Annotated in this window: 28 protein-coding genes; 21 read left to right on the top strand and 7 right to left on the bottom strand. The window is 59.0% G+C overall.

Going from position 1 to position 26,984, the window contains the following annotated elements; translation table 11 throughout:
- Positions 1-14: 14 nt before the first annotated feature.
- The 5 genes from rbfA to HMPREF1267_RS07905 all read left to right on the top strand — a co-directional run bounded on the left by rbfA (position 15) and on the right by HMPREF1267_RS07905 (position 4,284).
- A complete protein-coding gene (gene rbfA, locus HMPREF1267_RS07925) occupies positions 15-458 on the top strand; it encodes a 30S ribosome-binding factor RbfA (protein WP_005278773.1) in 444 nt (147 codons plus the stop codon).
- Entirely contained in the window at positions 459-1,427 is a 969-nt protein-coding gene (locus tag HMPREF1267_RS07920; protein ID WP_023022831.1) for a bifunctional oligoribonuclease/PAP phosphatase NrnA, read from the top strand.
- Entirely contained in the window at positions 1,417-2,727 is a 1,311-nt protein-coding gene (locus HMPREF1267_RS07915) for an MATE family efflux transporter (RefSeq protein WP_023028904.1), read from the top strand. The genes HMPREF1267_RS07920 and HMPREF1267_RS07915 overlap by 11 nt, the downstream gene beginning before the upstream one ends.
- A gap of 76 nt (positions 2,728-2,803) precedes the next feature.
- Positions 2,804-3,610, top strand: a complete 807-nt coding sequence (locus HMPREF1267_RS07910; RefSeq protein ID WP_034667148.1) for a metallophosphoesterase — start codon at positions 2,804-2,806, stop codon at positions 3,608-3,610.
- Positions 3,610-4,284 (top strand): 4'-phosphopantetheinyl transferase, encoded by a 675-nt coding sequence (locus tag HMPREF1267_RS07905; protein ID WP_005278783.1) that lies wholly within the window; start codon positions 3,610-3,612, stop codon positions 4,282-4,284. Before HMPREF1267_RS07910 ends, HMPREF1267_RS07905 begins: the two co-directional genes overlap by 1 nt.
- 46 nt (positions 4,285-4,330) lie before the next feature.
- On the opposite strand, the gene truB is transcribed toward HMPREF1267_RS07905, so the two are convergent.
- Positions 4,331-5,224: a tRNA pseudouridine(55) synthase TruB gene (gene truB / locus HMPREF1267_RS07900; protein WP_023017329.1), complete on the bottom strand. Its 894-nt coding sequence runs from the start codon at positions 5,222-5,224 to the stop codon at positions 4,331-4,333.
- A gap of 23 nt (positions 5,225-5,247) precedes the next feature.
- Here truB and HMPREF1267_RS07895 point away from each other — a divergent pair, with 23 nt between their 5' ends.
- The 4 genes from HMPREF1267_RS07895 (at position 5,248) to HMPREF1267_RS07880 (ending at position 10,091) form a co-directional block, all read left to right on the top strand.
- A complete protein-coding gene (locus HMPREF1267_RS07895) occupies positions 5,248-6,270 on the top strand; it encodes a bifunctional riboflavin kinase/FAD synthetase (RefSeq protein WP_023028902.1) in 1,023 nt (340 codons plus the stop codon).
- Entirely contained in the window at positions 6,271-7,212 is a 942-nt protein-coding gene (locus HMPREF1267_RS07890; protein WP_023028901.1) for a nucleoside hydrolase, read from the top strand.
- Between the two features lie 149 nt (positions 7,213-7,361).
- Complete coding sequence (gene rpsO, locus HMPREF1267_RS07885; RefSeq protein ID WP_005278802.1) at positions 7,362-7,631, top strand: 30S ribosomal protein S15; 270 nt, start codon at positions 7,362-7,364, stop codon at positions 7,629-7,631.
- Between the two features lie 213 nt (positions 7,632-7,844).
- Complete coding sequence (locus tag HMPREF1267_RS07880; RefSeq protein WP_023028900.1) at positions 7,845-10,091, top strand: polyribonucleotide nucleotidyltransferase; 2,247 nt, start codon at positions 7,845-7,847, stop codon at positions 10,089-10,091.
- Between the two features lie 86 nt (positions 10,092-10,177).
- Here the strand turns inward: HMPREF1267_RS07880 and HMPREF1267_RS07875 are convergent, their stop codons facing one another.
- Both HMPREF1267_RS07875 and HMPREF1267_RS07870 read right to left on the bottom strand, forming a co-directional pair.
- Positions 10,178-10,909, bottom strand: coding sequence for an AMIN domain-containing protein (locus HMPREF1267_RS07875; protein ID WP_023028899.1), 732 nt, complete (start codon positions 10,907-10,909; stop codon positions 10,178-10,180).
- Positions 10,910-11,027: 118 nt separating this feature from the next.
- Positions 11,028-11,417: a VOC family protein gene (locus HMPREF1267_RS07870; RefSeq protein WP_023028898.1), complete on the bottom strand. Its 390-nt coding sequence runs from the start codon at positions 11,415-11,417 to the stop codon at positions 11,028-11,030.
- 124 nt (positions 11,418-11,541) lie between these two features.
- On the opposite strand from HMPREF1267_RS07870, the gene dapB reads away from it, so the two are divergent.
- The 7 genes from dapB (at position 11,542) to HMPREF1267_RS07835 (ending at position 21,678) form a co-directional block, all read left to right on the top strand.
- Positions 11,542-12,288 carry a 4-hydroxy-tetrahydrodipicolinate reductase gene (gene dapB / locus HMPREF1267_RS07865; protein ID WP_023028897.1) on the top strand — a complete coding sequence of 249 codons (747 nt, stop codon included), beginning with the start codon at positions 11,542-11,544 and terminating at the stop codon, positions 12,286-12,288.
- 4 nt (positions 12,289-12,292) lie between these two features.
- Entirely contained in the window at positions 12,293-13,039 is a 747-nt protein-coding gene (gene thyX, locus HMPREF1267_RS07860) for an FAD-dependent thymidylate synthase (RefSeq protein WP_023028896.1), read from the top strand.
- Between the two features lie 54 nt (positions 13,040-13,093).
- Positions 13,094-14,002: a 4-hydroxy-tetrahydrodipicolinate synthase gene (gene dapA / locus HMPREF1267_RS07855; protein WP_034667145.1), complete on the top strand. Its 909-nt coding sequence runs from the start codon at positions 13,094-13,096 to the stop codon at positions 14,000-14,002.
- A 2-nt stretch (positions 14,003-14,004) separates the two neighbouring features.
- Entirely contained in the window at positions 14,005-16,167 is a 2,163-nt protein-coding gene (locus HMPREF1267_RS07850) for a ribonuclease J (RefSeq protein WP_023028895.1), read from the top strand.
- 81 nt (positions 16,168-16,248) lie between these two features.
- Positions 16,249-16,887, top strand: a complete 639-nt coding sequence (locus HMPREF1267_RS07845; protein ID WP_005283505.1) for a TIGR03085 family metal-binding protein — start codon at positions 16,249-16,251, stop codon at positions 16,885-16,887.
- A gap of 131 nt (positions 16,888-17,018) precedes the next feature.
- Positions 17,019-20,387, top strand: coding sequence for a DNA translocase FtsK (locus HMPREF1267_RS07840; RefSeq protein ID WP_023028893.1), 3,369 nt, complete (start codon positions 17,019-17,021; stop codon positions 20,385-20,387).
- 169 nt (positions 20,388-20,556) lie between these two features.
- Positions 20,557-21,678 (top strand): TerC family protein, encoded by a 1,122-nt coding sequence (locus HMPREF1267_RS07835; RefSeq protein WP_023028892.1) that lies wholly within the window; start codon positions 20,557-20,559, stop codon positions 21,676-21,678.
- Positions 21,679-21,688: 10 nt separating this feature from the next.
- Here the strand turns inward: HMPREF1267_RS07835 and HMPREF1267_RS07830 are convergent, their stop codons facing one another.
- Positions 21,689-21,979 (bottom strand): YciI family protein, encoded by a 291-nt coding sequence (locus tag HMPREF1267_RS07830; RefSeq protein ID WP_005283496.1) that lies wholly within the window; start codon positions 21,977-21,979, stop codon positions 21,689-21,691.
- A 59-nt stretch (positions 21,980-22,038) separates the two neighbouring features.
- On the opposite strand from HMPREF1267_RS07830, the gene pgsA reads away from it, so the two are divergent.
- The 4 genes from pgsA (at position 22,039) to HMPREF1267_RS07810 (ending at position 24,521) form a co-directional block, all read left to right on the top strand.
- Positions 22,039-22,623 carry a CDP-diacylglycerol--glycerol-3-phosphate 3-phosphatidyltransferase gene (gene pgsA / locus HMPREF1267_RS07825; protein WP_023017340.1) on the top strand — a complete coding sequence of 195 codons (585 nt, stop codon included), beginning with the start codon at positions 22,039-22,041 and terminating at the stop codon, positions 22,621-22,623.
- A 5-nt stretch (positions 22,624-22,628) separates the two neighbouring features.
- Entirely contained in the window at positions 22,629-23,144 is a 516-nt protein-coding gene (locus HMPREF1267_RS07820) for a nicotinamide-nucleotide amidohydrolase family protein (RefSeq protein ID WP_023028890.1), read from the top strand.
- 8 nt (positions 23,145-23,152) lie between these two features.
- Positions 23,153-23,530, top strand: coding sequence for a helix-turn-helix domain-containing protein (locus tag HMPREF1267_RS07815; RefSeq protein WP_005278839.1), 378 nt, complete (start codon positions 23,153-23,155; stop codon positions 23,528-23,530).
- Between the two features lie 133 nt (positions 23,531-23,663).
- Positions 23,664-24,521, top strand: coding sequence for a PspA/IM30 family protein (locus HMPREF1267_RS07810; RefSeq protein ID WP_023017343.1), 858 nt, complete (start codon positions 23,664-23,666; stop codon positions 24,519-24,521).
- Between the two features lie 125 nt (positions 24,522-24,646).
- On the opposite strand, the gene HMPREF1267_RS07805 is transcribed toward HMPREF1267_RS07810, so the two are convergent.
- The 3 genes from HMPREF1267_RS07805 to HMPREF1267_RS07795 are packed head-to-tail and all read right to left on the bottom strand — an operon-like array spanning position 24,647 to position 26,539.
- Positions 24,647-25,270, bottom strand: a complete 624-nt coding sequence (locus HMPREF1267_RS07805; RefSeq protein ID WP_023017344.1) for an energy-coupling factor transporter transmembrane protein EcfT — start codon at positions 25,268-25,270, stop codon at positions 24,647-24,649.
- 13 nt (positions 25,271-25,283) lie between these two features.
- The gene (locus tag HMPREF1267_RS07800) at positions 25,284-25,976 is read right to left on the bottom strand and encodes an energy-coupling factor ABC transporter ATP-binding protein (RefSeq protein WP_023028889.1); all 693 of its coding nucleotides are present in this window, start codon (positions 25,974-25,976) and stop codon (positions 25,284-25,286) included.
- Positions 25,976-26,539 (bottom strand): biotin transporter BioY, encoded by a 564-nt coding sequence (locus HMPREF1267_RS07795; RefSeq protein ID WP_023017346.1) that lies wholly within the window; start codon positions 26,537-26,539, stop codon positions 25,976-25,978. Before HMPREF1267_RS07795 ends, HMPREF1267_RS07800 begins: the two co-directional genes overlap by 1 nt.
- Before the next feature lie 130 nt (positions 26,540-26,669).
- On the opposite strand from HMPREF1267_RS07795, the gene HMPREF1267_RS12765 reads away from it, so the two are divergent.
- Positions 26,670-26,885, top strand: a complete 216-nt coding sequence (locus HMPREF1267_RS12765; RefSeq protein ID WP_023028888.1) for a DUF3046 domain-containing protein — start codon at positions 26,670-26,672, stop codon at positions 26,883-26,885.
- Positions 26,886-26,984 lie beyond the last annotated feature (99 nt).

Raw genomic sequence — 26,984 nt, 5'->3', positions numbered from 1 at the left:
GCTTGGAGGTTCTCATGGTCGATCACGCACGTGCGGCGCGGCTAGCAAAACGAATTCAGGAAATCGTGGCTAGCGCGATTGAGCTGCAGATTAAGGATCGCCGCCTGGAGATGGTCACCGTGACCGATGCCCGCGTCACCGGTGATTTGCACGACGCTACCGTCTTTTACACGGTGCGCGGCCACGATATCGAGGCAGAACCCGATTATGACCAGGCTGAGGAAGCACTCAAGCGCGCGAAGGGGCAGTTGCGCAAGATCGTTGGCGATCAGCTCTCCGTGCGCTTTACCCCAACCCTGACGTTTGAGCTCGATACCGTCCCAGAGGCCTCCGCGCACATGGAAGAGCTTTTGGCGCGCGCTCGGGCCCGCGATGAAGAGCTAGCGAAGCTGAAGGAAAATGCCCAGCCCGCGGGTGAGGCCAACCCATATAAGACCTCCGATGAAGACGAGGCTTAAGTGACCCGCAAGGAATATCAGGACGCAGTCGATGCCATCTCCGGCGCGCAAAGCATCTGTATTATCACCCACTTGCGCCCGGATGCCGATGCCATTGGTTCGGCCACGGCACTGCTCTTAGCCATGCAACAAAGCGGGAAGGATGCCTGCGCGGTCATCGGCCAGGATAAGGACTTTGCGCCTAACCTTTACTCCATTCCAGGAGCGGATCAGGTCAAGGTTACCCGAGAGCTACCGCAGGGCTATGACGTTTATGTCACCGTGGATTGCGGGTCGATCGACCGCACCGGCCTATTTTCCGCAGACATCGCCGAGCTGGCGGCGGCAGGGCGCGTGTTGTGCATCGATCACCACTCATCCAATCCTGGGTTTGGCTCCGTGAACTTGGTTGATTCAGAGTGCGAGTCCACCACGGTGGCCATCTTGACCATCCTGGACATGCTGTCGGTGCAGATAGAAAACACCATCGCGCATTGCCTGTACGCCGGCCTTTTGACCGATACGGGTAGTTTCCGGTGGGGCAGGCCCGCCATACACGATGTGGCCACCCGTTTGATGCACTATGGCCTGGACACCAAGCAGATCGCCACGGATTTACTCGATGCCACGACCCCTGATGATCTGCAGATGGTCGGCCGCGTGCTCGCGGGACTGCGCATTGAACATGCCGGTGAGCTGGGCATAGGTATCCTGATCGCGGGCCTAGCCGATATCGAAGGTCATTCGGACTCCGCAGTGGAATCCCTGGTGGATTTCGTGCGCGCCCTTGAGGGCACGCAGTTGGGCGTGGTCTTTAAGGAGCAGTCGCCCGGGATTTGGGCGGTATCGCTGCGTTCGACGGCGATCAACTGCGCAGCCCTAGCGGCTACTTTTGGCGGCGGCGGGCATGTTCCGGCTGCCGGGTACATGACACAGGGAAGCGAAGAAGCCATCGTTGCGGAGCTGGTGAGTGCCATCGATGAGCACTAGGCAGTCAACCCCCACGACAGTAAGCGCACGCGAGGTCTTTGGCCTCGCGTTTCCTGCGCTTGGCGTCCTGGCCGCGATGCCGCTCTACCTCCTGCTCGATACCGCAGTGGTGGGGCGCTTGGGTTCCCAGGAACTGGCTTCGCTCGCCGCGGCAACCACGATCCATACCGTGGTGACCACGCAGCTGACCTTCTTGTCCTACGGCACCACGGCCCGCTCGTCCCGCCTGTTTGGCGCTGGAAAGCGCGCCGAGGCTGTAGCGGAAGGCGTGCAAGCTACCTATGTGGCTTTAGGCGTCGGCGGGCTTTTGGCCATTATTATGTGGATCTTCGGCGGCGTATTTGCCCAGTGGCTTACCGGAGATCCCACTACGGCGGCCGGCACCGCGCTGTGGCTGCGGATCGCCGCGCTGGCCATTCCCGTAACACTGGTGGAAATGGCCGGAAATGGCTGGATGCGCGGCGTACAAAATACCAAGAAGCCGCTCTATTTCACCCTCGCCGGAATGATTCCCGGTGCCATTGCCGTGCCTGCATTCGTGTACTGGTGGGGCCTTGCCGGTTCTGCCATCGCCACCGTAATGGGAATGAGCATTATCGCGAGCCTCTTCGTGCGCGAGCTGTATAAACAGCACGAAGGCTCGTGGGCATTTCGTTGGCACATCGTGCGCGAACAGCTCATCTTGGGCCGCGATCTGATCTTGCGCTCCGCCAGCTTCCAGGTGGCCTTTCTTACCGCCACGGCCGTGGTGTCCCGCGTGGGCACTGCGGCCTTGGGTGGCCACCAAATCATGATGCAGCTGTGGAATTTCATGTCGCTGATTTTGGACTCCCTGGCTATTGCCGCCCAGGCCTTGACCGGCGCAGCTTTGGGCGCTGGTTCGGCGCGCCACGCGCGCAGCGTGGGAAGCAAGGTAGTGATGTATTCCACCATCTTTTCCGCCTTCCTCGCCTTGGTTTTCGCCGCCGGGGCCGGGGTCATCCCGCGCGTGTTTACCTCCTCGCAGGAGGTCATTGATGCCATGAGCCAACCGTGGTGGATCCTCGTTGGCATGGTCATCGCCGGCGGCGTGGTCTTTGCCCTCGACGGTGTTTTGCTGGGAGCAGGGGACGCGGCATTCCTGCGCAGCCTGACTATCGCCTCGGTTCTTCTGGGATTTTTGCCTGGGGTGCTCCTCGCGCATGCCATGGGCACGGGCCTTACCGGTGTGTGGTGCGGCTTGGCCGCGTTCATTTCCTTCCGCCTGATTGGCGTGGTCTACCGCTTCTATTCCATGAAATGGGCTGTAATAGCAGAGTAGTACCTGCGCTACAGTGGCTGTAGCGAGTAATAACAGCACTTTAGAAGATGAATAAGGAAGGCGGGTGGGAACGGCAATGCCAACGTTATGGGCAGTAGCAGACCTGCACGGCGCGATCAGTGACAACTTTGCGCGCATTGCAGAGCTAGCCCCACCAGATCCCGCCGATTGGCTCATTGTGGCAGGCGATGTTGCAGAGCGCAGCGAGCTTATCGTGCGCATCTTGCGGGACTTGGCCGCACGCTATGACACCGTCATTTGGGCGCCGGGCAATCACGAGTTATTTTCCCGTTCCCAAGACCAGTACAAGGGGCGCGAAAAATACGATCACCTGGTTGCCGCCTGCCGGGAGATCGGCGTTATCACCCCGGAGGACCCTTACCCGGTCTTTAACGGAATAACGATCGTGCCACTTTTTACCCTGTATGACTACAGCTTCCGCCCACCGGGGACCTCGGTGGAAGAAGCGGTGCAGCAGGCGCGCTCCAAAAAGCTTGTCATGACCGATGAGGTAGCTATCGCCCCTTTTGTAGACGTGCGCGCGTGGTGTTGGGACCGCTTGGCGTATTCCATTAAGCGTTTATCCCGAGTGCAGGGCCCAACCATCTTGGTCAACCACTGGCCATTGGTGCAGGAGCCCACGATGGTGCTGCGCTTCCCGGAAATCGCCCTGTGGAGCGGCTCGCGGCATACGCGCTCGTGGCCGCGGCGGTACAAGGCAGAAGCGGTCATCTACGGCCACCTGCACACGCCCTCAAAGATGAATGTGGATGGGGTAGACCATATCGAAGTCTCCCTAGGTTACCCGCGCGAATGGCGTAACCAGCCGCACCGTATTGCCTGGCCATACCCAGTTACCTCAACCTTTGGGGAGGTGAATTAATGCTTTATCCCGACCTATTCCCAGAAACTACCCGTTATTGCTATGTGCGTACGGATGCCCGCGAGTCCGATCTGCTCAACTATGAGCATCTTGACCCTAAAGAACAGTCCATAGTCTCGCACGCGGTTGATATCCGGAAATCCGAATTTGGCGATGCCCGCTGGTGTGCGCACCAGGCCCTGCGCGAGCTGGGCTTTACAGGCTCGAACCCGATCCTGCGCGGGGAGCGGGGCATGCCGCTGTGGCCCGAAGGATTCATTGGATCCATGACGCATACGGAGGGCCTGCGCGCAGCGGTGGTGGCCTCCACCACGGATTTTCGCTCCATTGGCCTTGATGCGGAGCCGGCGCAGCGCCTGCCCGATCACGTCTTGACCATGATCGCTCGGGCCGGGGAAATGCCGCAGCTGCCCCGCCTAGAAAAGGCTGGGGTGCACTGCCCAGACCGCCTGCTGTTTTGCGCCAAGGAGGCCACCTATAAGGCGTGGTTTCCCATGACGCATCGGTGGCTGGATTTCGATCAAGCAGAGATCGATATCCGCGAGGATGGCACCTTCATTTCCTATATCCTAGCCCGCCCCACGCCAGTGCCGTTTATCACCGGGAAGTGGATTCTAGAGGGCGGTTATGTCGTGGTTTCTACGCTGGTTCCGGCCCTTGATTTTTCAGCCTGAACAGAAACCCGCTCAGATCTCCTCGAGCAATCCCTCAGCCACCGACTTAGAGGGTGGACGGCCGCGCCACAAAGACCGTGGCCAGCCTTTTGCCCTTCTCCTTAATGAGCGCGATGGCCTGGCCATTGGGGGCTACCGCCGCATGAACCCCGGACAGCCCGCGCGGCTCTAACCATTTGCCCATCGCTAAAGCGGCGGCCTCGTCCTCGGTGACGGGCAGGACGGGGAAACTGCGCTTGAGCGCCTCATCGAGGCTCAAGGATAGGCTGGGGTTTTCGGCAAGATCGTTGAGGAGGTGGGCATCGGCAAGCGCAAAGGGCCCCACCGTAGTGCGGCGCAGGGCGGTTAAATGCCCGCCGACGCCCAGGGCCTCGCCCATATCGCGCGCCAAGGAGCGGATATAGGTGCCGGAGGAACACTCCACGGATACATCGAGGTCAATAAAATCGCCCTCGGCGCGCAGGTCATGAATATCAAAGCTGTGGACGGTGACCGGGCGGGCCGGGATATCTACCTCTTTGCCCTCCCGCACCAATTCATGCGCCCTTTTGCCTTTGATCTTGATGGCGGACACCGCGGCGGGCTTTTGCATAATCTCGCCGGTCAATGCGGCAACTTCGGCCTCGATGGCGGAACGGTGCAGTGCGGCCGCAGGCTTGCCCCAGCGAAATTCGCCCTCGGCATCATCGGTGGTGGTAGAAGCGCCGAGGCGGATGGTAGCTGAATAAGACTTGGTGGAGGCGACCATGTGCGCGAGGAATTTGGTGCCGCGTTCGATGCCGAGGACCAGCACCCCTGTCGCCATGGGATCCAGGGTGCCGGCATGGCCGACCTTTTTAGTGTGAAAATACCTGCGTAGGCGGTTAACAACATCGTGAGAGGTCATGCCGGCAGGCTTATCAACAATGACAAGTCCGGAATGTGCGAGCGCATCAGTCATAGGGTACAAGTCTATGCTCTACGATGGATTTCGTGGATATTTGTTACGGAATCGATGACATCCCCGCGGATGTGGGGCCGACCTCGGTAACCATTGGCGTCTTTGATGGCTTGCACCGCGGCCACCAACAGCTCGTTTCTGCCTGCGTGGAGCATGCGCGGGCGAATAATCAGGTCCCCGTCATGGTGACCTTTGACCCGCACCCGGTCTCGGTTTTCTTGCCGGAGCGCGCCCCGTTATCCGTGGTGAGCTTCGAGCGCAGGCTGGAGCTCGCGGAAGAAATGGGCATCGAGATGGTGCTTGTCATTGACTTCACCAAGGAGCTTGAGGGGGTGGAGCCGCGCCCCTATGTGCGCGACCTTTTGGTGGGAAAACTCCATGCGCAGCACGTGGTGGTGGGGGAGAACTTTACCTTCGGCGCTGGTGCCAGCGGCACCGCGGAAGCCATGCGGCAGCTGGGCGAGGAGTTTGGATTCAGCGTCGATATCATCCCGCTGCTGGATGAAGACGGCGTTCAGATTTGTTCCACCTATATTCGCCAGAGCCTGTCCCGGGGCGCAATAGAATCGGCGAATTGGGCGCTTGGCCGGCACTTTACGGTGACCGGTCCCGTGGTGCGCGGCGCGGGGCGCGGCGGCAAGGAGCTGGGCTTTCCCACGGCCAACCAGTATTTCCCAGATACCGTAGCCATTCCCGCGGATGGGGTGTATGCGGGATGGTTCATTGTCCATTCCGAATCGCCCCTCGACGGGGACATGCAGCCCGAAGTGGCCTATGCCGCTGCGATTTCCGTGGGCACGAATCCCACCTTTGGTGATGAAGAGCGTTCCGTGGAGTCCTTTGTATTGGACCGCGATGCCGACCTATATGGCTATGAGGCAACCGTGAAATTCGTGGGCCACCTGCGCGATATGGTGAAATTCCATTCCGTCGATGAGCTTTTGGAAGCAATGGCCCAAGACGTCGCTGCCGCCCGCACGGTGCTGGCTGCCGATGCCTGCGCGCAAGGCTGCGATAGCGAAGACTATTTCTTAAAGGAGAAGTAAATGAAGGCCATCCTCGATCTTGATACCGGCATTGATGATGCCCTGGCCTTGGCTTATGCCTTGGCCCACCCCGATCTTGAGCTCATCGGTGTGACGTGTACTTATGGCAACGTCACGGTGCCGCTGGCGGTGCGCAATACCCTGGCGCTGCTGGAGCTGCTGGATAGGCCCGATATCCCGGTCTTTGCCGGCCCCAGCCCGGACGGTTTCCAGCCCAGCGAGATTTCCTCCTTCATCCACGGCCAGAATGGCGTGGGCGAGGTCGCGCTTACCCCGCCCGAAAAGACCGAAGACACGCAGCCGGCCACGGATTTCCTCTTGCAGGCCGTGCGCGATTACGGTGATGACCTGGTCATTATTCCCACAGGTCCGTCGACGACTATCGCCCAGGCTATGCTTGCCGATGCCACCTTTGCCACCAACGCCCACATCGTCATGATGGGCGGGGCGCTGACCGTTCCTGGCAACGTCTCCGCGTGGGCAGAGGCCAATATTTCCCAAGACCCGGATGCCACCGATTACCTCTTCCGCCACAGCCAAGATGTCACCATGGTCGGCCTTGATGTCACCTTGCGCACCCTCTTGACGGAAAAAGAAACCGCGCGCTGGCGGGAGACCGGAACGACCGCGGGCGAGGTTTTCGCCGATATGGTGGATTACTACATTCGCGCTTATGCCACCACGGCTCCCCACTTGGGAGGTTGCGGTCTGCACGATCCGCTGGCCGTGGCGGTAGCCGCAGATCCGTCGTTGGTAGAGGTCATCGAAACCAATATGAAAACGGATACGCAAGGCCCCACCCGCGGGCGCACCATTGCCGATGAAACCCGGCTGAGCCAGGAACCTACCGCGAAGGTGGCCGTGGGCGTGGACAACGAGCGCTTTGTCCGTGAATTCGTGGACCGCCTCGAGGAACTTTTCCGCACGGTGGGCGCCAAGTAGTGCAGCGTTTTGATTTGCCACGCTAATTGGCTGTAAGATGACCAGTTGGCTTAGCGACTGTGGTTCACGACAGTTGCGGCACGCGGAGCTCGCCACGGCGGCGCTGCGCGTTGAAGAATAGTGTGGACTGAAATAAAGGAGAAATACTCATGGCATTGACCACTGAGAAGAAGGCCGAAATCCTCAAGGAGTACGGCCTGCACGAGACCGACACCGGTTCCCCCGAGGCACAGGTTGCCCTGCTGACCTCCCGCATCAACACTTTGACGGAGCACCTGAAGTTCCACAAGCACGATCACCACTCCCGTCGTGGTCTGCTGCTGATGGTTGGTCGTCGTCGTGGCCTGCTGAAGTACTTGGCAGAAAACAACGTGGATCGTTACCGTGATCTGATTTCCCGCCTGGGCCTGCGCCGCTAATTGCGACGCGGCTGCGGCCGAATTTTTCCCCTTGCCCTGCGGCAAGGGGAATTAGTGGTTTTATACCCTCTTAATCCTTGTAGGGAGCAGGGGCGTTTGTAATTGCCGTAGCTCAAAAGTGCGGAATCTCTGTTAGAATTTTCACCGTTGTCAAAAACAATGTGGAAAAGGCGGCACCGACGATCGCCTAAAACATTCAAGGAGAATTACTAGATGAGCGTTCAGAACTCCGTAGAGTTCAATATCGATGAAGAATTCGGTATTACCGAAGCTATCGCTGTCCTCGACAACGGGGACTTTGGCACCCGCACGGTACGTTTCGAAACCGGCCAGTTGGCCCGCCAGGCAGATGGTTCCGTAACTACGTACCTCGATGATGACACGATGCTGCTGGCCACCACGACTGCCTCGAACCAGCCGCGCGAGAACTTTGACTTCTTCCCACTTACCGTGGACGTGGAAGAGCGCATGTACGCAGCTGGCAAGATCCCCGGCTCCTTCTTCCGCCGCGAGGGGCGTCCCTCCACCGAGGCCATCTTGGCCTGCCGCCTCATTGACCGCCCGCTGCGCCCCACCTTTGTCAAGGGCCTGCGCAACGAAGTGCAGGTGGTCATCACCGTCCTGTCGCAGGACCCAGAAGAGTACTACGACGTCGTAGCCATCAACGGCGCGTCCGCAGCAACCCAGCTTTCCGGCCTGCCGGTCTCCGGCGCCGTCGGCGGCGTGCGCATGGCGCTTATCGCTGATGACAAGCACCCAGAAGGCCAGTGGGTGGCGTTCCCGAACCACGAGCAGCACGAGCGCGCGCTCTTTGAAATGGTGGTTGCAGGCCGCATCGTTACTAAGGGCCGTAAAGAAGACGTCGCCATCATGATGGTGGAAGCTGGCGCCGGCACGAACGTTGCTGAGCGCATTGCCGATGGCGCCCCGGCACCGCAAGAAGCCGCCGTCGCCGAGGGCCTCGAGGCAGCTAAGCCGTTCATCAAGACCCTGTGTGAGGCCCAGAACGGCCTTGCAGAGCGCACCGCCAAGGAGACCCAGGAGTTCCCGCTCTTCCCGGCTTATGAAGACGATGTCTTCGCCGCCGTGGAAAAGGCTGCTTCCAAGAAGCTGGAGAGTTTGCTGACGATCCCGGGCAAGCAGGAGCGCGACGAGGCTACGAATGCACACATGGAGCAGGTCGAACAAGACCTGCTGCCGCAGTTTGCTGACCTGGAAGAGGCAGTGGCCTCCAAGCAGATTCGCGCTGCTTATAACGAGGTCATGAAGAAGATCGTGCGCCGCAAGATCTTGACCGATGGCTTCCGCATCGATGGCCGCGGGCTGACCGATATCCGCGACCTGTCCGTTGAAGTTGACTTGGTACCACGCGCGCACGGTTCTTCCTTGTTCGAGCGCGGTGAGACGCAGATCCTCGGTGTCACCACCCTGGATATGTTGAAGATGGAGCAGCAGATCGACTCGCTTACTCCTATCGAGTCCAAGCGTTACATGCACCACTACAACTTCCCGCCATTTTCTACCGGTGAGACCGGCCGCGTGGGCTCGCCCAAGCGCCGCGAAATCGGCCACGGTGCGCTCGCCGAGCGCGCCCTGCTTCCGGTCATCCCGTCCCGCGAGGATTTCCCGTATGCCATCCGCCAGGTCTCTGAGGCACTCGGTTCCAACGGGTCTACCTCCATGGGCTCAGTCTGCGCATCCACCCTGTCCCTCTACAACGCGGGTGTTCCGCTCAAGGCGCCGGTAGCCGGCATCGCCATGGGCCTGGTTTCCGGTGAGGTCAAGGGCAAGGAAAAGTTTGTCGCACTGACCGATATCCTCGGTGCCGAGGACGCCTTCGGTGACATGGACTTCAAGGTTGCGGGTACCTCCGAATTCATTACCGCGCTGCAGCTGGACACGAAGCTGGACGGCATTCCGTCTAAGGTCTTGGCTCAGGCGCTCGAGCAGGCCCGCGATGCCCGCGCAACCATTCTGGAAACCATGGCTGAGGTCATCGATTCCCCAGATGAGATGTCTGGCCTAGCCCCGAAGATCACCTCGGTGAAGATTCCGGTCAACAAGATCGGTGAGCTCATCGGCCCTAAGGGCAAGACCATCAACCAGATCACCGAAGATACCGGTGCTGATGTCTCGATTGAGGACGATGGCACGGTCTACATCTCTGCAGTTACCGGCGAGGCCGCAGACGCTGCGATTGAAAAGGTTAACTCCATTGCCAACCCGCAGTTGCCCAAGGTGGGCGAGCGCTTTCTCGGCACGGTAGTCAAGACCGTTCCATTCGGCGCCTTCGTTTCCTTGACCCCAGGCCGCGATGGATTGATCCACATCTCCAACCTGGGTGGGGACGAGCGCATCGAGAAGGTCGAAGATGTAGTCAATGTTGGCGATAAGGTACAGGTAGAAATCGCGGATATTGATAACCGCGGCAAGATCTCCTTGGTGCCAGTAGAGGACTAATCCCTCAGACGCTCTTTAGAGCAGTGGCCCTGTTTCCCGGATATGGTGGGAAACAGGGCCATTTTCTATGCCTGCGCCGTGATCACTTAGTTTTGGAAATCAAGCACGAGGCGTTTGGGGTTCTGCAAGAAGGTCACGGAATAAGGCGTTTGCTTCTTTAGCCCGATGACCAACTGCGTTTGCGCCTCGAAGGTGGTGGTGTAGTTGATCTCTTGCACAACACCGGCACCTGGGGTGATGCCAGAATCCATGAACCTTTGCTCTAACTCTGGTGTTGATGGCCACGGGGTGCCCTCGATACCAAGATTGAGGAATGTAGCGCCTTTGACCTCGACCGGAAGTCCCGATGCCTGGTGGGCGGGCTGATCCGTATAGGTAGTAAACCACCCGGCTTCGCCGTCACCTTCAAGATCAACCACGACGCGGGTAAAAGAGTCATGCGCGGCTACCCGTATCCCAGTGGGAACGAGGCCACCCAGGCCAGGAGGCAGGTGGCGCTGATCCTCGAGGGAGGGCGTGCCCATGCCGCCGAAAGCAGGTTTTGGATCATTGCCCTGCGCGTGTTGCTGATGATGGCTTAACGGGGCAGTGTCTTCTACCGTCTTGGTTGGGTCATCGGCGGTGTTCGTTGTGGAAGGCTCTGATTTCTTTGCCGAAGACGTGGTCGATTCCGCCGTGGAGCTGGTGGATTCCTGCTGCGTAGCGAATGAGGCATCGGCGGCCTCGTCATCGCTGGGGTTAGCGCAAGCAGCCAGCGAGAGCATGCAGCTCATGCCGGCGCCAGCAGCGATAACGCGGGTGAGAGTAGATCGAGACATTGTGACCACTTCCTAGGTTGTCTACCTTGTTGTCTCTTTCAATTCTACCGGTACACAAGTGGCCCAACTGGGGAAGTGATGCAATTGTTGTACAAGGGAAACTAGCGAAGGCGTGGGCCTAACGCTTCAATTGGACGAGCTGGATGAGGTTACCCACGGTATCGTCAAAGACTGCGATAATGGAGGGGCCAACGTCGGTGGGCTCCATGGTAAAGTCCACGCCCTTGTCCTTTAGCTCAGCGTATTCTTTTTCCACATCCTGCGATAAGAATTGGGTGACCGGGATATTATCCGCCTTCAGTGCCTCGGTGTACGTCTTAGCGGCAGGGTGGCCCTTGGGCTCAAGGAGCAGTTCAACGCTGCCATCGCCGTCCGCGTTGGTGACCGTAAGCCACCGGAAATCGCCGTGTGTGACGTCATCTTTTATCCGGAAACCTAGGACATCGACATAAAAATCGTGGGCGCGAGCAACGTCATCTACTGGAACGGACGCAATATAAATCTGCATGACGCCCAGTCTAGCAGTGGTATTTTTGCCGTTCGGACGCCCGCCCGCCCCGGATGGGCGAGCGCGATAGGATGGGAAAGAAACAAAGGATTTACTCAAAGTCGTTAAGAAAGTGAGGCCCGCAATGGCGATCAAAGTAGGAGTCTTGGGAGCGCAAGGGCGCGTCGGCAAGGCGATTGTTGAAGGCGTTAATGCCGAAGATGACTTAGAGCTCGTAGCGGAAATTAGCCGCGGGGATGAACTGCAGCAATTGGTTGATAATCACGCAGAGGTCATCGTAGATTTCACCCAGCCTGATTCAGTGATGGGGAACCTGGAATTTTGCATCGCGAACGGCATTCACTGCGTGGTGGGCACCACTGGCTTTGATAAAGAGCGCTTGGACCAGGTGGAGCAGTGGACCCGCCAAGAGGGCGCTGGAAACGTGCTGATCGCACCGAATTTCGCCATCTCTGCCGTGATGACCATGGTGCTTGCCAAGCAGGCGGCGAAGTTCTTCGAGACCGCAGAGGTCGTGGAATTTCACCACCCCACCAAGCTGGATGCGCCTTCCGGTACCGCCATCCACACCGCAGAGGCCATTGCTCAGGCGCGCCGCGATGCCGAATTGGGCGAGATGCCGGATGCGACGGAAAAGTCCCTCGAGGGCGCGCGTGGTGCGAATGTAGACGGAATCCCAGTACATGCCGTGCGTACCCGCGGCATGGTGGCCCACGAAGAGGTTATTTTCGGTGCGCAGGGGCAATCCCTGACCATCCGCCAGGATTCTTATGACCGTTCCTCCTTTACTCCTGGCGTTTTGGTCGGTGTGCGCGAGATTGCGCAGCACCCGGGATTGGTCGTCGGGCTAGACAAGTACCTGGGGCTGTAACGGTATGGCCACTGCGAGTGAGCTAAATATCCAGCTCATTGCCGCCACCGAGTTTCACCCGCCACAGGGAACGCAGTGGCGTGCCGATGAGACGGCGACCGATGGCGAGGCCCTCGTCGAATTCGCGGGACGGGCGTGTTATGAGTCTTTTGACAAACCCAACCCGCGGACCGCGACGAACTCCGCCTACCTGCACCACATCATGGAGGTAGGCCATACGGCGCTTCTGGAACACGCTACGGCCACGATGTACATTACGGGGCTCTCGCGCTCAGCCAGCCATGAATTGGTGCGCCACCGGCACTTTTCCTTTTCGCAGCTATCCCAGCGCTTTGTGCATCCCAATGAGATGCACGTAGCGCTGCCCAAGCTGGTGGAAGAAGATGAACAATTGCGCCGGTTGGTCATGCAGGCCGTGGATGACACCCGTTTTGTCTACGATGAGCTGCTCGAGGCCTTGGAAGAAAAGCTGGATGAGCCGAATGCGCTGCTGCGAAAGAAGCAGGCGCGGCAGGCGGCGCGCGCGGTATTGCCCAATGCCACGGAAACGAGGCTCGTCGTTACCGGCAATTACCGCGCGTGGCGTCACTTCATTGGGGCGCGGGCGGCTGAGCACGCTGATACGGAATTGCGCGAAGTGGCGGTGGAGTGCTTGAAGCATTTGCAGGAGCAAGCACCAGCGCTTTTCGATGACTTCCATATCACCACGTTGGCCGATGGAACGCAGATGGCCGCAAGCCCTTACGCTTAACACGCGCCACCCCGATGCGGCCAAAAGGTGCCCTAGCGGGTAACCTTGACGGCTATGAGCACAGGTATGACAGCAAAGACTGGCGTTGACACCTTCGGTCGCATTGGCGTTGCCATGGTCACTCCGTTTGATCGTGACGGTGCGCTGGACGTAGAAGCGGGTCGCCGCCTGGCAGCTCATCTCGTAGACAACGGCGTGGATTCACTCATCTTGGGTGGAACGACGGGCGAGTCTCCTACCACGTCCTTGGACGAAAAATTGGAGCTGCTCAAGGCCGTAAAAGAGGAAGTAGGAGACCGCGTTCGGATCTGTGCGGGCGCCGGAACGAATAACACCGCAACCTCGATCGAGGTTGCCCAAGCGTCCGCCGCCGCAGGAGCCGATAGCTTGCTCGTGGTGACTCCGTATTACTCCAAGCCCTCCCAGAAGGGCGTCTATGAGCATTTTGCCGCAGTTGCTGATTCTACGGATCTGCCGATTTGCGTCTATGACATTCCTGGCCGCTCGGGCATCCCAGTGGCGTCGGATACGCTCCGCCGCCTTGCGGAATTGCCGACTATCCAAGCCGTGAAAGACGCCAAGGGCGATCTTTCCGCGGCCGCAGAACTCATCCAAGAAACCGACTTGGCGTGGTACTCCGGTGACGATCCGATTAACCTGCCGTGGCTATCCCTCGGCGCTTCGGGTTTCATCTCCGTCATCGGCCACGCTGCACCGCGTGCCTTGGTAGAACTCTATGAAGCTTTCGATGCGGGCGATTTGGCCCGCGCGCAAGAAATAAATTACTCAACGCTTCTTCCACTGACCCGCGCTCAGGCGCGGTTGGGCGGAGCGACATTTGCAAAGGAAGCTCTGCGCCTGCAGGGCTTTGAAGTTGGCGAGCCCCGCCTTCCTGTCACCGCCGCGAGCGAGGAGGAACGCGAGGTACTTCGCCGTGATTTGGAACAATCTGGAGTCCTTTAAGAATGACTGAACCCCGTAACCGTTCCCGCAAGGTCACCCGCAAGGCGGGTCCACCTTCGGAAACTGAGACCGCCTCCAATGAGGCGGCTTCGCCCGTATTTCAGGCCCCTGCCAATAACGCCGGCACTGCTGGAAATGAAGAGCAGGGCAACTCTGGCAAGAATAACTCTGCCGATAATAAGAACGACGGCGATAACAACGGCCGCCGCTCGCGTTCCCGTGGCGGCCGCGGCCGTGGCCGTGGCGGAAACGGCAATAATGGCAATGGCCAGGGAAATAACCACGGCGGCAATGGCCACGGCGGCAATAACAAGAACAACAACGGTGGCAACGGAAAGAACGGCAACGGCAACGGCAAAGGCCGTGGCCGCAATAATAATAACCGCGGCCGCCGCAACGTGCCGAAGTCGATGCAGGGCGCTGATTTGACCAAGCGCCTGCCGGAACCGCCAAAGCAGGCGAAGGATACCCTGCGCATCTACGCCTTGGGCGGTATCTCCGAAATCGGCCGCAACATGACCGTCTTTGAGTACGGCGATGAGCTGCTCATCATTGACTGCGGCGTGCTCTTCCCATCGTCTGGCGAGCCTGGCGTGGACCTCATCCTGCCGGACTTCGGGCCGATTGAAAAAAAGATCGACAAGGTCAAGGCCCTCGTGGTCACCCACGCCCACGAAGACCACATCGGTGCCATCCCGTGGCTGCTGAAGCTGCGCCCGGATATCCCCATCGTGGCCTCCCGTTTCACCATCGCGCTCATTGCGGCCAAGTGTAAGGAACACCGCCAGAAGCCGAAGTTCGTTGAGGTCAACGAAAAGTCTGACGTGACCTACGGCTGCTTCCGCGTTCGCTTCTGGGCGGTTAACCACTCCGTGCCGGATGCGCTCGGCATCATGCTAGGCACCCCGGCCGGGAATATCATCCACACCGGCGATATCAAGCTGGACCAAACCCCGTTGGATAACCGTCCGACCGACCTTCCGGCGCTGTCTCGTTACGGCGACGAGGGCGTTGACCTCATGCTGTGCGATTCCACCAACGCCACCGTGCCGGGCGTATCCGCCTCCGAGGGCGATATCCCAGCCAACTTCAAGCGCTTGGTGGCTAATGCGAAGCAGCGCGTCATCTTGGCCTCCTTCGCCTCGAACGTCTACCGCGTGCAGGCTGCCATCGATGCTGCCGTGACCAATGGCCGCAAGGTGGCCTTCAATGGCCGCTCGATGATGCGCAATATGGAGATCGCGGAAAAGATGGGCTTTTTGAAGGTCCCGCGCGGCACCATCATCCCCATCGATGAGGCCGCGAAGATGGCCCCGCACAAGACCATGCTCATTACCACCGGTACGCAAGGTGAGCCGATGGCTGCGCTGTCCCGCATGGCCCGCCGCGAGCACCGCCAGATTACGGTGCGCGATGGCGATACCATCATCTTCTCTTCCTCGCTCATCCCGGGCAACGAAGAGGCCGTCTTCGGCGTTATCAATATGCTGTCCCAGATTGGTGCCAACGTCATCACCAATCAGGACGTCAAGGTCCACGCATCTGGCCACGGCTACTCCGGCGAGCTGCTCTTCCTGTACAACGCGGCACGCCCGCGCAATGCCATGCCGGTCCACGGCGAGTGGCGCCACCTGCGCGCCAATAAGGAATTGGCGATTTCCACCGGCGTGGCCCGCGACCGGACGGTCTTGGCGCAAAACGGCGTCGTGGTGGATCTGCGCAAGGGCCGCGCGGAGGTCGTCGGCCAGCTGCAGGTTGGCCACCTCTACGTCGATGGCGTGTCCATGGGCGATGTCGATGCCGATACCTTGGCAGACCGCACCAACTTGGGCGCCGGTGGCGTGGTATCCATTACCTGCGTGATTGATAACCGCACCTCCCGCCTGCTCGAGCACCCAACCGTGGCAACCACCGGTTTCTCCGATGATGACCGGGGTGTTGTGCCCGAGGTTGCGGAGATGGTGGAAAACACCATGAATGATCTCGCCGCAGAGGGCGAGAATGACACCTACCGGATGGTGCAAAAGCTGCGCCGCAAGGTCTCCAAGCTCATGGATTCCAAGTACAAGCGCGAGCCGGTCATTTTGCCCACCATCGTGCCGACGAATTCAGGCACGCTGCTTGCTGATGACGCCGATGTCGACGCCAGCCGCGAGTCCCTGTAGGTTCTGCTACAAAAGGATTTAATTACAAAAGGATTTAATTCCGGCATAGTTTCTGTGCCCCAGCATTTCGATGACCTCGGTATGCTGGGGCACATGTCGTTTTCATCTTCCGAACGCGCCAAGATGGTCGCGCTTCTGCATCAGCTAGGTCCAGACGCCCCCACGCTGTGTGAGGGCTGGACCACGCGCGACTTAGTTGCCCACCTGTGGGTGCGCGAAAACCGTCCCGATGCCGCAGCGGGCATGTTCCTTTCGGTCCTGCAGCCCCACCTAGAAAAGGAATCCGCTAAGGTCGCCCGCCGCGATTTCGATGAGCTTGTCGATGCCTGGGGGAGGGGACCGGCAAAGTTCAACCCCGCACGTTTTCTCGATGCCCAGCAAAATTTGGGCGAACATTTCATCCACCACGAGGATATTCGCCGCGCCAATGGCCAGACCGAACCCCGCGATTTTTCTGTGGCCGTGCAGAAGAAGCTGCACCGTTTTTTGAAGATCTGGGCCAAATTGAGCCTGCGTAAATCCACCCAGCCGGTGATCCTGCAGCCGGACGGGATGCAGCGCATCGTCGTGGCAGATAAGCACGGGGTAGCCGATCGCGGCGATCGCGTGGTCCGCGTAAGCGGGGAGGTTGGCGAACTCCTCCTGTGGGCATACGGGCGCGATGTCGTACAAGTCACCATCAATGGCGACGAGTCAGCCATCAAGATGTCAACCCTGTAGGCTAGAAAAAGCCGCTTTTGTGGCCCGTGCTGCACCTTTTTAGCCCGAACTCGGGACATTTCTCGGTTAACTAGCTCTGCCACGCGTGTGGCGTATGTGATTTGTGGGGTTTTCCGGTTAAGGTAAATGACATGTCTGTCAAAAATGCCTCCTCTCGCGGATCGCGCCGGAACCAGACGCGAGCATCGAAAAGCGCGCCTGGCCGGAAAGCGAACCGGTCGCGGCCGTCTGGCCGCAGCCAGTCCAGCGCCGGTGTGCCAGAGACGCTGGAGATGACCTCGTCTGGGCGCGCGGCAGGAACGACGCAAGAGCGTACGGGGAGTGCATTTAGGGCCGTCGGCAAGGGGCTTGGCTCTGCATTTGGTGCCACCGCGCGCGGAATGGGCAATGTTGCCCGCGGCCTAGGCAATGGCCTTGCGGGCTTAAAACCGAGCCAAGATGCACTTGCAGATGGCACGGAGGATTTCGAGAGAACAAGGGAGCCACAGGAAATTTCTGATAGCGCCGGGAAAAAGAAGAAGAGCAAGGTAACTCGCGCGCGCGATATCGCAGCAGAGGAGGAAGCACAGGCTGCCGAGGAGGCGGCGACTCCTTCTCAGGGCGGGTTGCGAGTCAATAATCCGGATGCGGTTGCCCTGGTGCTCATCGGCGTAGCCATCGTCCTCGCCGCCACCGTATGGTTTGGCGTCGCCGGCCAGGTGGGCGCCTGGGTGGGCAACCTGGTGCGCTACGTCATCGGCGCCGGCGCGTGGGTGCTTCCCATTGCGCTCGTCGCGCTGGCCATTTCGCTCATGATGGAAATGGATGGTCCATCCGGGCGCATTAATCCGCGCATTGCGGGCGGCACGACGATCATCGTGCTGGCGATGCTGAGCCTCATCCACATCTTTGCCGGTAATCCGCCGCTCGGATATACAACCGATACCGCAGGCGGGGCCGGCGGTGTTGTTGGCTTTGCCATTGGCGGGATCCTCGATGCTGCGTTTACCTCCTATGTTGCGGTGCCGCTGCTCTTCCTCGTCATCATTTACGGCGCGCTACTGGTTACGGGAATCACCATCCGCGAGGCCTACGAGCTCGTGGCGGATTCGCTGCGCTCGGCCTTGTCCCGCTTTGGCGGCAGCGAGGCGGACTACGACGAGGCCGACGATGACGATCTCTACGGCCACGTGTCTGGCGATATCGACGATATTGCACATGGCCGCGAGCGCTCCGAGCGTCCTGCGCCGAAGCGTCGCGGCACGTCCGCCCTGCGCAAGACCGGCAGCTCCTATCCGGTGCAGTCGCTTGACGATGCCCCCGCAGACGACCACACCGTCGCCTTCAACACCCCAGTCCGTGCGGGTTATGAGCCCGTAGACCGCAGCGACGAAGAACTGGGCTATGGTGCAGATTCCCGCATGGGGGATACCGATGCCTTCCCGGCAGTAGACGATGCTGACTACGCTGACGACGCGGAATCCGCCCAACCTGCGCTGCCAGAAAGCGAGCCCACCCGCGTCTTGGGTTCTGCCACTGGCGGGTCTTCTACCGGCCGCAAGTCGCGGGCTGGCCGAGCGGCTGGTGCTGGGGCCGCTGGAGTCGCTGGGCCTGCTGGCGCCGGTGCTGCCGCTGCTTCTGGTGTGGCTGGTGCCGCAGGTGCAGCCGCCAAGGCCAAGGGCGCTGCTGCTGGAGCTGCCGCTGGTGCCGCGGCCGCTGGTGCCGCCAAGGCCGGTTCCGATGCTGTGTCTTCGGCGCACGAGGAAGCCCGGCGCCTATTCCGCGAGCGCTCTGGGCGCGATGCGGCCACCGGCGCACAGGTGGAATCCACCGCGGCGGCGGAACAGCCTGCCACACAGCCCCAAGCGCCCGTGCCTGCGCAATTTGGCAACGACAACTATGCGGTGCCCTCTACCGATCTGCTGACCCCAGGCACGCCTGCGAAGGAACGCACCGAGATCAATGACCGCATCATCGAGGCCATTACCGATGTCTTCGAAGAGTTCAACGTCAATGCTCAGGTGACTGGCTTTAGCCGTGGCCCCACGGTGACCCGCTATGAGATTGAGCTTGGACCAGGCGTTAAGGTTTCGAAGATTACGAACCTGCAATCCAACCTGGCCTATGCCGTGGCTACCGATAACCTGCGCTTGCTCACCCCGATTCCGGGCAAGTCCGCAGTGGGTATTGAGGTTCCTAACCCAGACCGCGAAATGGTCCACCTGCGCGAGGTCTTGGACGCGCCCAGCATGACGTCTTCCCCGGACCCAATGTTGATTGGCCTGGGCAAGGATATTGAGGGCGAATATACATCCTTTTCCGTGCAGAAGATGCCGCACCTGCTGGTTGCCGGCGCTACCGGTTCCGGTAAGTCCGCGTTCGTGAACTCCATGCTGGTCTCGCTGCTGACCCGCGCCACCCCGGAGCAGGTACGCCTGATCCTCGTCGATCCAAAGATGGTCGAGCTCACGCCGTATGAGGGCATCCCGCACCTGATTACGCCCATTATTACCCAGCCGAAGAAGGCCGCCGCGGCCCTCCAGTGGCTGGTGGAGGAGATGGAGCAGCGCTACATGGATATGAAGGCCGCGCGCGTGCGCAAGATCGAGGACTATAACCGCAAGGTAGTCTCCGGCGAATACCAGGCCCCGGCAGGTTCCGAGCGCGAGGTTCGGCCGTACCCTTATATCGTCTGCGTCGTCGACGAGCTGGCGGACTTGATGATGACCGCCCCGAAGGAAATCGAGGACTCCATCGTCCGCATCACCCAGAAGGCCCGCGCCGCCGGCATTCACTTGGTGCTTGCTACTCAGCGCCCGTCCGTCGATGTGGTCACCGGCCTTATCAAGACCAACGTGCCTTCCCGCTTGGCCTTTGCCACCTCGTCCTTGACCGACTCCCGTGTCATCTTGGACCAAGGCGGTGCGGAAAAGCTCATCGGCATGGGCGATGGTCTATTTATCCCGCAGGGCAAGCGCCCAGTGCGCATGCAGGGTGCATTCGTTTCCGATGACGAGGTCATGGATGTCGTCGAGGCCGCTAAATCCCAGGCCGCCCCGAACTACACCGAGGGCGTGACCGAGGAAAAGCAGTCTGAGGCGAAGAAGGAGATCGACGATGACATTGGCAAGGACATGGATGACCTCCTCGAGGCCGTCGAGCTGGTGGTCACCGCCCAGCTGGGTTCCACCTCGATGCTGCAGCGCAAGCTGCGCATTGGCTTTGCCAAGGCCGGCCGCCTGATGGACTTGATGGAATCGCGCGGCGTCGTCGGGCCATCGGAAGGCTCCAAGGCGCGCGAGGTGCTGGTGAAGCCGGAAGAGCTCGACACCATCCTGTGGATGATTAAGGGCGCCGACCCTGCCGATGCCCCCAAGGAAATCCAGGACGAGATGAACCAGGAAGAAGACGATGATGCCGGTGATTCCGCAGATTCCGCTCTTTCCGATGCCCCCGACTCGCCCGATTCCGATACGCGGACGGTGCAAGCAACCTATAACCCATCCTCCGGGGCCTTCTAAGTAGTGTAAGATGGTCACGGTCTTGGAGGGGAGTACCCCACATTCGGCATAGATCGTCAACACGGTAGCTGTGCGCTCCCGGTCGTGTCGGCCCAGCGAGGAATATCCGCTGGGCGGGGGAGACCTCCGGTCACTTTCTTAAAGTAAATTCGACCGGAGGGATCTCGCGATGAACGTCCCATTGTGGGTGTGGCTGGTCACCGGTGCGGTGATTTTAGCCTTTTTTATATTCGACTTTTATTCTCACGTGCGCAGTCCACATGAGCCCACCCTGAAAGAGTCGGGCCTGTGGACCCTTTTCTATATTTGCGTCGCCGTAGTTTTTGGCGGCGTCGTGTGGGCCGTGTGGGGCCACGAGCACGGCATCCAGTTCTTTACCGGTTATGTCACAGAGCAGGCGCTTTCCGTGGATAACCTCTTCGTATTTGCGCTTATCATGGGATCCTTTAAAATCCCGCGCAAGTACCAGCAAAAGGTGCTGCTCATCGGCATCATCATCGCCCTCGTCTTCCGCCTCGTATTCATCCTGTTGGGCGCGGCGGTTATCGCGGCGTGGTCCGATATCTTCTACCTCTTTGCCATCTTCCTGCTCTACACCGCCATCAAGTTGGTCATCGATGAGATTCGGGACGCGCCGGAGACCAACCCGAACGATATGGCCATCATCAAGCTCGTGCGCAAGGCGGTAGATGTTACCCCGCAGTACCACGGGGATAAGCTCACCCACCGCGTGGACGATGGCTCTAAGAAGGGCAAGTTCGCCTTCACGCCGCTATTCGTCGCGCTGGTATCCATTGGGCTTATCGATGTCATGTTTGCCTTCGACTCCATCCCGGCAATCTACGGCATTACCTCAGAGGCGTTTTTGGTCTTTACCACCAACGCATTCGCGCTGATGGGCCTGCGTCAAATGTACTTTCTTATCGATGGCCTCTTGGACCGCCTCGTCTACCTGCCTTATGGCCTGGGCATCATCTTGGGCTTCATCGGCGTCAAGCTGCTCTTCCACGCGTTGCACGAGAATAACCTGCCGTTTATCAATGGCGGCGACAACATTGAATCCGTGCCAGAAATCTCCACGATCGGCTCGCTGGTGGTTATCGTTGGAGTCTTGGTCATCACGGTTCTTGCATCGGTTATCAAGAACATGCGCGATAAACCCCAAGGCGTAGTGGCTGTATCCCACAACCACTACGACTGGGACGAGGAAGGAAATAAGATCGTGCGCAATACGCGCGGCGATTACCTGGGCAGGGCCGAGGATCTGTCCAAGGAAGACCTACCCAACTAGGGGAGAGAGCCTAGAAGCGGGCTTTAACCGGATTCCACTCGCGGAAGCTGCGGCCCTGGAGGCAGCCTTCTTGATAGAAGGGATCATCGTTCATCAGCTGGATGACATCGGCTACCTCGGTGTCATCATCGTCAAAGCGCACAATGATGAGCGCGCCGCCTTGGGAATCCGTGAACGGTCCCGAGGCCACGATGGTGCCCTCATCAAATAGTTTCCCGGTGAACTCGCGGTGGGCCGGGCGGACCTTCGCTATCTCTGGGTTGGCTGGGTTGTATTCATAATTGACTGCAAAAAATTTCATACCGGACAGTATAAATTCTCGGGGGAGTGTGCCGCGAGACCATTACCCAAGCGGGTAGTATGTATAGGGTGAATCAACCCGGAGCACAGTCAGCGCAGTCCTCGGAAGTGAATCCGCAGGTCTCTAATTGGAATCTGCCAAATTTCCTCACCTGCCTGCGTATCGTTTTCATTCCGGTCTTTGCATGGCTGGTCATCGGCGGCCATCAGTGGTGGTCTTTTGGCGTCTTCGCCGCCTTAATGCTCACGGATAAGCTCGATGGCGATATTGCCCGCGCCCGCGGGTTGATTACCGATTTTGGCAAGATTGCCGACCCCATTGCTGATAAAGCGCTCATGACTACAGCGCTTGTCTGCCTCAATATCGTCGATCAGCTTTCGGTCTGGGTCACCGTCATTATTTTGATTCGCGAATTCGGCATCACCATCTGGCGCATGGCCCTGTTGCGCCGCGGAAAGGTCGTCCCAGCCTCTAAAGGCGGCAAGCTAAAGACCGTCCTGCAGTCCTTCGCCGTGGGTCTATATTTGTGGCCGCTTCCCTCGTGGATGGATATTCCTACCTCCTTCATCATGTGGATGGCCGTCGTGGTAACGGTCATTACCGGCGTGCAGTATCTCATCGATGGACAGAAGCAAAATAGCTAAACGCAATGACCTTTACAGAATCTGACCTCGTTGCCTTATTAACAGAGCGCCACGAGACCGTGGCCTTGTGCGAATCGCTGACTGCCGGCTTAGCCAGCGCTACTATCGCTTCGGTGCCAGGCGCGTCTGCCGTCTTGCACGGTGGCCTTATCACCTATGCCACCGAGGTGAAATCTCACTTTCTGGACAAACCAGTCTCAGAGATCGAGCGCGTAGGCGTCGTCTCTGGCGAAACTGCAGTTGATATGGCTCGCGCCGCTGCTGCGGAAACCGGGGCGGATTGGGGTTTAGGGCTTACCGGCGTCGCTGGGCCCGATAAACAAGAAGGAAAAGAACCCGGCACGGTATTTTTAGGAATCTATTCCGCCGGGCGCATAGCGCAGTCTTTTTGCTTGCGTGACTTGGGCACTGAACGAAACCAAATTAGAAAGGCCACGGTAGGAGCTGCGATCGCCCAACTTGGTGCGATCCTCAAAAATTTTCCTACCAGTGGGGAACAAATTTCATCGAAGGAGCGTTAAAACTTACGATGAACATTTCTACAGCAGTCCTCGACCACTCGGCGCAGACTGCCGCGGAACCTGCGGCAGCGGCACCATCGGCGCCACAACCTGCCCGTGCCCCCGAGCCACTATTGCGTGAAGCATTGGGCTTGACTCTGCGCGCATTCCGTGCGGATAAGTCAGTTACCCTGCGCGAATTGGCTAGCGTCGCCCGCGTGTCACCGGGCTACTTGTCGGAGCTCGAGCGAGGCCGCAAGGAAGTTTCTTCTGAGCTATTGGCCTCCGTGTGCCATGCGCTCGACGCGTCTGTGTCTGACGTCTTGATCGAGGCTGCCGGTTATATGGCTCTGCCGTCGATGGATGAAGAGCTCGCGCATACCGCGCCGGCTGCTTCTGAGCTTTAACGCGTGCGGGATTCTGAAAAGAATAGCCGCGGTGGATACCTGCGATTAGTAGCGGCAGAGCCCTAGGCGTTGGGTTACTATGAACACGACAACGCGACGTATTACCACATTCCCTAGAAAGGTCTAGAGCATAATGGCGAATCCATTTGTTAAGGGTTGGAAGTACCTCATGGCACTGTTCGATAATAAAATCGAAGAGAATGCCGATCCGAAAATCCAGATTGAGCAGGCCATCGAAGATGCCCAACGTCAGCATCAAGAGCTATCGCAGCAAGCCGCGGCGGTTATTGGCAATCAACGCCAGCTGGAGATGCAACTTAACCGACGCCTCGCCGAGGTCGAAAAGCTGCAGGGCAATACCCGCCAAGCGCTCGAGCTTGCCGATAAGGCACGCGCCAACGGCGATGAGAGCAAGGCCGTGGAGTATGAGAACGCCGCCGAGGCCTTTGCCGCTCAGCTGGTGACCGCAGAGGAGTCCGTGGAGGACACGAAGAAGCTTCACGACCAGGCGTTGCAACAAGCTGAGCAAGCGAAGCGCGCTGTAGAACGCAATAATGCCGCCCTGCGCCAGAAGGTTGATGAGCGTTCGAAGCTGCTATCGCAGCTGGAGCAGGCAAAGATGCAGGAGAAGGTTTCCGAGTCTTTGAACTCCATGAACGAGCTCTCGGCCGGCGGCAACACGCCTTCGCTCGATGCCGTGCGCGATAAGATTGAGCGCCGTTACTCTAAGGCTCTGGGGCAGGCGGAGCTGGCGGAAAATTCCGTCGAAAACCGTATGGCCGAGGTGCAGCAGGCGGGTATCCAGATGGCCGGCCACTCCCGCTTGGAGCAGATCCGTAGCGAGATGAACTCCACGAAGTCCGTAGAAGCTAACCGCACTCAGGCCATCGAGGGCAATAAGGCCTCTGGTTCCGCTGCGGATCAGGCAGCGCAGCCGACCGCGAATGATGACGCCGTCCAGGCTCGCCTGCGCGAGCTGCGCGGAGAGTAACTTCGTCATCCCGGGCTTGCCATAGCGCAAACTGCACACTAGCCTCCGATCTTTCCTTTCCCGTTTCGAGCGGTGGGGGAAGGCGGAGGCATTTTGGTGCTAGTTGGGCATGTGCCTAAGTTTCCTTAGTCACCGACGCCGCGGGCCTGAAGGGCTTCGCCAATGGCGCGAGCGCGCCGAATGGAGCGGATGATGACGGGCGTGACAAACGCCGAGGGGGAAAAGCCAGCGCCGCGCGCCTTGCGGGCATCGAGAACCTCGTAGACCGTTTCGAACATGAGGGGGATGAGGCGGATTGTCAGGGACATCGCCAAGCTGATGTTTTCTACTGGGACGCCGAAACGATTCAGCGGCTGGAGGGATTCTTCCAGGGATTCCATGATCGCGTCGACCGTCGAGGTAAGCGTTAATAAGAAGGCCAAAATCATGGCGGCCAAGATGTTAAGGAACATCACGGCGGCGTAGTCAAAATCCTTCGCCCACCACTGGAATCCAGCTAGGGGAATGAGGATTATTAGGGGCGGCCAGAGCTGGCTCCAGGCAATCCGTGGGGGAATGCGGGCGATGAAATACGTCAATGCTGCAGCGATCACCGCGCCGCCGGCCCACGGCAAAGAGTTGAAAAAGATGCTGGTAACCAGGATAAATACCAGCAAAATGAGTATCTTCCAGCTGGGCTTCATCCGGTGGATTACCGTCGTGCCCGGAACATATACGGATAGCGGAATATTGGTTCTGCGTCGGGTCATTGGAGGTGGCTTTCTAGAGTGGCCGCTGCGCCATGAGATCTCTGTAAAAATCGATGACCTCCTGGGGAGCGCCATCGGCAGCAACCTTGTGGTCATCGATGCAGATGACACGGTCGAAATCCGTGAGGAATTCCAGATCGTGAGTAACGACGATGAGCTGCTGGTCAAGCTGCGCGAACTCGCGCTTGATGCGGTCGCGATTGCGGAGATCAAGCAGCGTCGTTGGTTCATCGGCGATGATGAGAACCGGGTCGATGACCAACACTGCGGCTAAGGCGAGCAATTGCTTTTGTCCACCAGAAAGCGTGTGCGGGGAGCGCTCGGCAAATTCTAAGAGCCCGAACCGTTCCAGGGCGGCATCGACTCGCGCAGTACGCTCGGCCTTAGGCAGCTTGAAGCGGCGCAGGGAAAAAGCGATGTCATCGCGCACATTGGGCATAACGATCTGATTTTCGGCATCGGAAAAGACGAACCCCACCTTTTCGCGCACCTTCTTGCCCTGCTCGCTGGGATTTATGCCGTCGACGGTGACGGTACCCGCGGTGGGCTCACCCAGGCCATTGATAAGCCGAGTCAGCGTGGACTTTCCGCCGCCATTTTGACCGATGACGCCGATCCGTTGCTCGCTTAAAGTGAGGTTGATGTCATCGAGGACCACCGTCTCATCGAAGGCTACCGTGACCGAGGAAAAGTCGATGGTGGGCACTAGGAGGCCTTCCTACCCATCAGGTCGGGGAATGCGGAGTGAACACCAACGGCGATGATAACGGCCACGATGAGCTTTGCGGTGTCAACGAGGACGAATGGGCCTTGCGCCGCGATGGCCGGGCCTACCTCCAACCCGGAGCGAAGCATCAAGCCGATCGCGCCACAGGTGTATTGCACGAGAAGGCCTACGATGGCGGCGATAGCGAAAACCACGGTCATGCCGCCCTTTCCGCGCGGGGCGCGATAAGCGATGGCGCCGGCGGCGATGGGGGAGAGTACGTAACCGATGATGTATCCCACGGTGGGGCCGGCAAGCGCGCGGAGCGTGGTGCCGCCGCCTGCCAATACGGGCAATGCCAAACCGATAAAGAGGAATAGCAAGCCAACGTAGCCGCCGCGTTTTCCGCCCAAGATGAGGCCGGACAAAATGAGCGCGGCGTTTTGCAAGACGATGGGCACGCCGGCGGTGCCTACGGGGATAGAAACGAAGGCTAAAACGATAACGAGGGCGGTAAATACCGCTACATAGGCAATGGTGGTTGCTACGGAGTTCTTCTGCATGGGAAAAGATTAGCACCTTGGAGAAAAACGCTGTAGACACACCAATTTGAACGTCGTTCAAGAAAGCTAATTCTGGGGTCCTGGTAAAAGTTTTGGAAATATTTCCGTGGTGGTGGGTAGGATTGCGCGCATGCGATTGACGGAGTACCACCAATTGGTTGTGGATGAATTTGGCGAATCAAAAGGGGCGTGGATTAGCCATTCGCATGTTTTATCAGAGCTTAATGGAACGCCGGATGAGCTTATCGAACGTGGCGTCGATCCCCGCCGTGTCTGGATAGGACTGTGCAATGACTTCGATGTTCCCCAAGAGCGCCGTCTCGGCGTAGATTACCCAACCTTATAGGGTCTCAGAAAAGCCGAAAAGGTGTGTCTATTTTCTATATTCGAACAGATGTATGTACTCTAGTTGGGGTGTCGGTGTGGGCGACTACAGTGGGATTGC

The organism is Corynebacterium sp. KPL1824 (genome assembly GCF_000478095.1).
Classification (GTDB): Bacteria; Actinomycetota; Actinomycetes; order Mycobacteriales; family Mycobacteriaceae; genus Corynebacterium; species Corynebacterium accolens.
Note: the sequence above shows the minus strand (reverse complement) of the source record. Positions and strands in the feature narration are given on the sequence as shown.

Coding starts and splice junctions, on each gene's coding strand:
- rbfA (WP_005278773.1), top strand. CDS start 15: ATGGTCGATCACGCACGTGCGGCGCGGCTAGCAAAACGAATTCAGGAA.
- HMPREF1267_RS07915 (WP_023028904.1), top strand. CDS start 1,417: ATGAGCACTAGGCAGTCAACCCCCACGACAGTAAGCGCACGCGAGGTC.
- HMPREF1267_RS07910 (WP_034667148.1), top strand. CDS start 2,804: ATGCCAACGTTATGGGCAGTAGCAGACCTGCACGGCGCGATCAGTGAC.
- HMPREF1267_RS07905 (WP_005278783.1), top strand. CDS start 3,610: ATGCTTTATCCCGACCTATTCCCAGAAACTACCCGTTATTGCTATGTG.
- truB (WP_023017329.1), bottom strand. CDS start 5,224: ATGACTGATGCGCTCGCACATTCCGGACTTGTCATTGTTGATAAGCCT.
- HMPREF1267_RS07895 (WP_023028902.1), top strand. CDS start 5,248: ATGGATTTCGTGGATATTTGTTACGGAATCGATGACATCCCCGCGGAT.
- HMPREF1267_RS07890 (WP_023028901.1), top strand. CDS start 6,271: ATGAAGGCCATCCTCGATCTTGATACCGGCATTGATGATGCCCTGGCC.
- rpsO (WP_005278802.1), top strand. CDS start 7,362: ATGGCATTGACCACTGAGAAGAAGGCCGAAATCCTCAAGGAGTACGGC.
- HMPREF1267_RS07880 (WP_023028900.1), top strand. CDS start 7,845: ATGAGCGTTCAGAACTCCGTAGAGTTCAATATCGATGAAGAATTCGGT.
- HMPREF1267_RS07875 (WP_023028899.1), bottom strand. CDS start 10,909: ATGTCTCGATCTACTCTCACCCGCGTTATCGCTGCTGGCGCCGGCATG.
- HMPREF1267_RS07870 (WP_023028898.1), bottom strand. CDS start 11,417: ATGCAGATTTATATTGCGTCCGTTCCAGTAGATGACGTTGCTCGCGCC.
- dapB (WP_023028897.1), top strand. CDS start 11,542: ATGGCGATCAAAGTAGGAGTCTTGGGAGCGCAAGGGCGCGTCGGCAAG.
- thyX (WP_023028896.1), top strand. CDS start 12,293: ATGGCCACTGCGAGTGAGCTAAATATCCAGCTCATTGCCGCCACCGAG.
- dapA (WP_034667145.1), top strand. CDS start 13,094: ATGAGCACAGGTATGACAGCAAAGACTGGCGTTGACACCTTCGGTCGC.
- HMPREF1267_RS07850 (WP_023028895.1), top strand. CDS start 14,005: ATGACTGAACCCCGTAACCGTTCCCGCAAGGTCACCCGCAAGGCGGGT.
- HMPREF1267_RS07845 (WP_005283505.1), top strand. CDS start 16,249: ATGCTGGGGCACATGTCGTTTTCATCTTCCGAACGCGCCAAGATGGTC.
- HMPREF1267_RS07840 (WP_023028893.1), top strand. CDS start 17,019: ATGTCTGTCAAAAATGCCTCCTCTCGCGGATCGCGCCGGAACCAGACG.
- HMPREF1267_RS07835 (WP_023028892.1), top strand. CDS start 20,557: ATGAACGTCCCATTGTGGGTGTGGCTGGTCACCGGTGCGGTGATTTTA.
- HMPREF1267_RS07830 (WP_005283496.1), bottom strand. CDS start 21,979: ATGAAATTTTTTGCAGTCAATTATGAATACAACCCAGCCAACCCAGAG.
- pgsA (WP_023017340.1), top strand. CDS start 22,039: ATGTATAGGGTGAATCAACCCGGAGCACAGTCAGCGCAGTCCTCGGAA.
- HMPREF1267_RS07820 (WP_023028890.1), top strand. CDS start 22,629: ATGACCTTTACAGAATCTGACCTCGTTGCCTTATTAACAGAGCGCCAC.
- HMPREF1267_RS07815 (WP_005278839.1), top strand. CDS start 23,153: ATGAACATTTCTACAGCAGTCCTCGACCACTCGGCGCAGACTGCCGCG.
- HMPREF1267_RS07810 (WP_023017343.1), top strand. CDS start 23,664: ATGGCGAATCCATTTGTTAAGGGTTGGAAGTACCTCATGGCACTGTTC.
- HMPREF1267_RS07805 (WP_023017344.1), bottom strand. CDS start 25,270: ATGACCCGACGCAGAACCAATATTCCGCTATCCGTATATGTTCCGGGC.
- HMPREF1267_RS07795 (WP_023017346.1), bottom strand. CDS start 26,539: ATGCAGAAGAACTCCGTAGCAACCACCATTGCCTATGTAGCGGTATTT.
- HMPREF1267_RS12765 (WP_023028888.1), top strand. CDS start 26,670: ATGCGATTGACGGAGTACCACCAATTGGTTGTGGATGAATTTGGCGAA.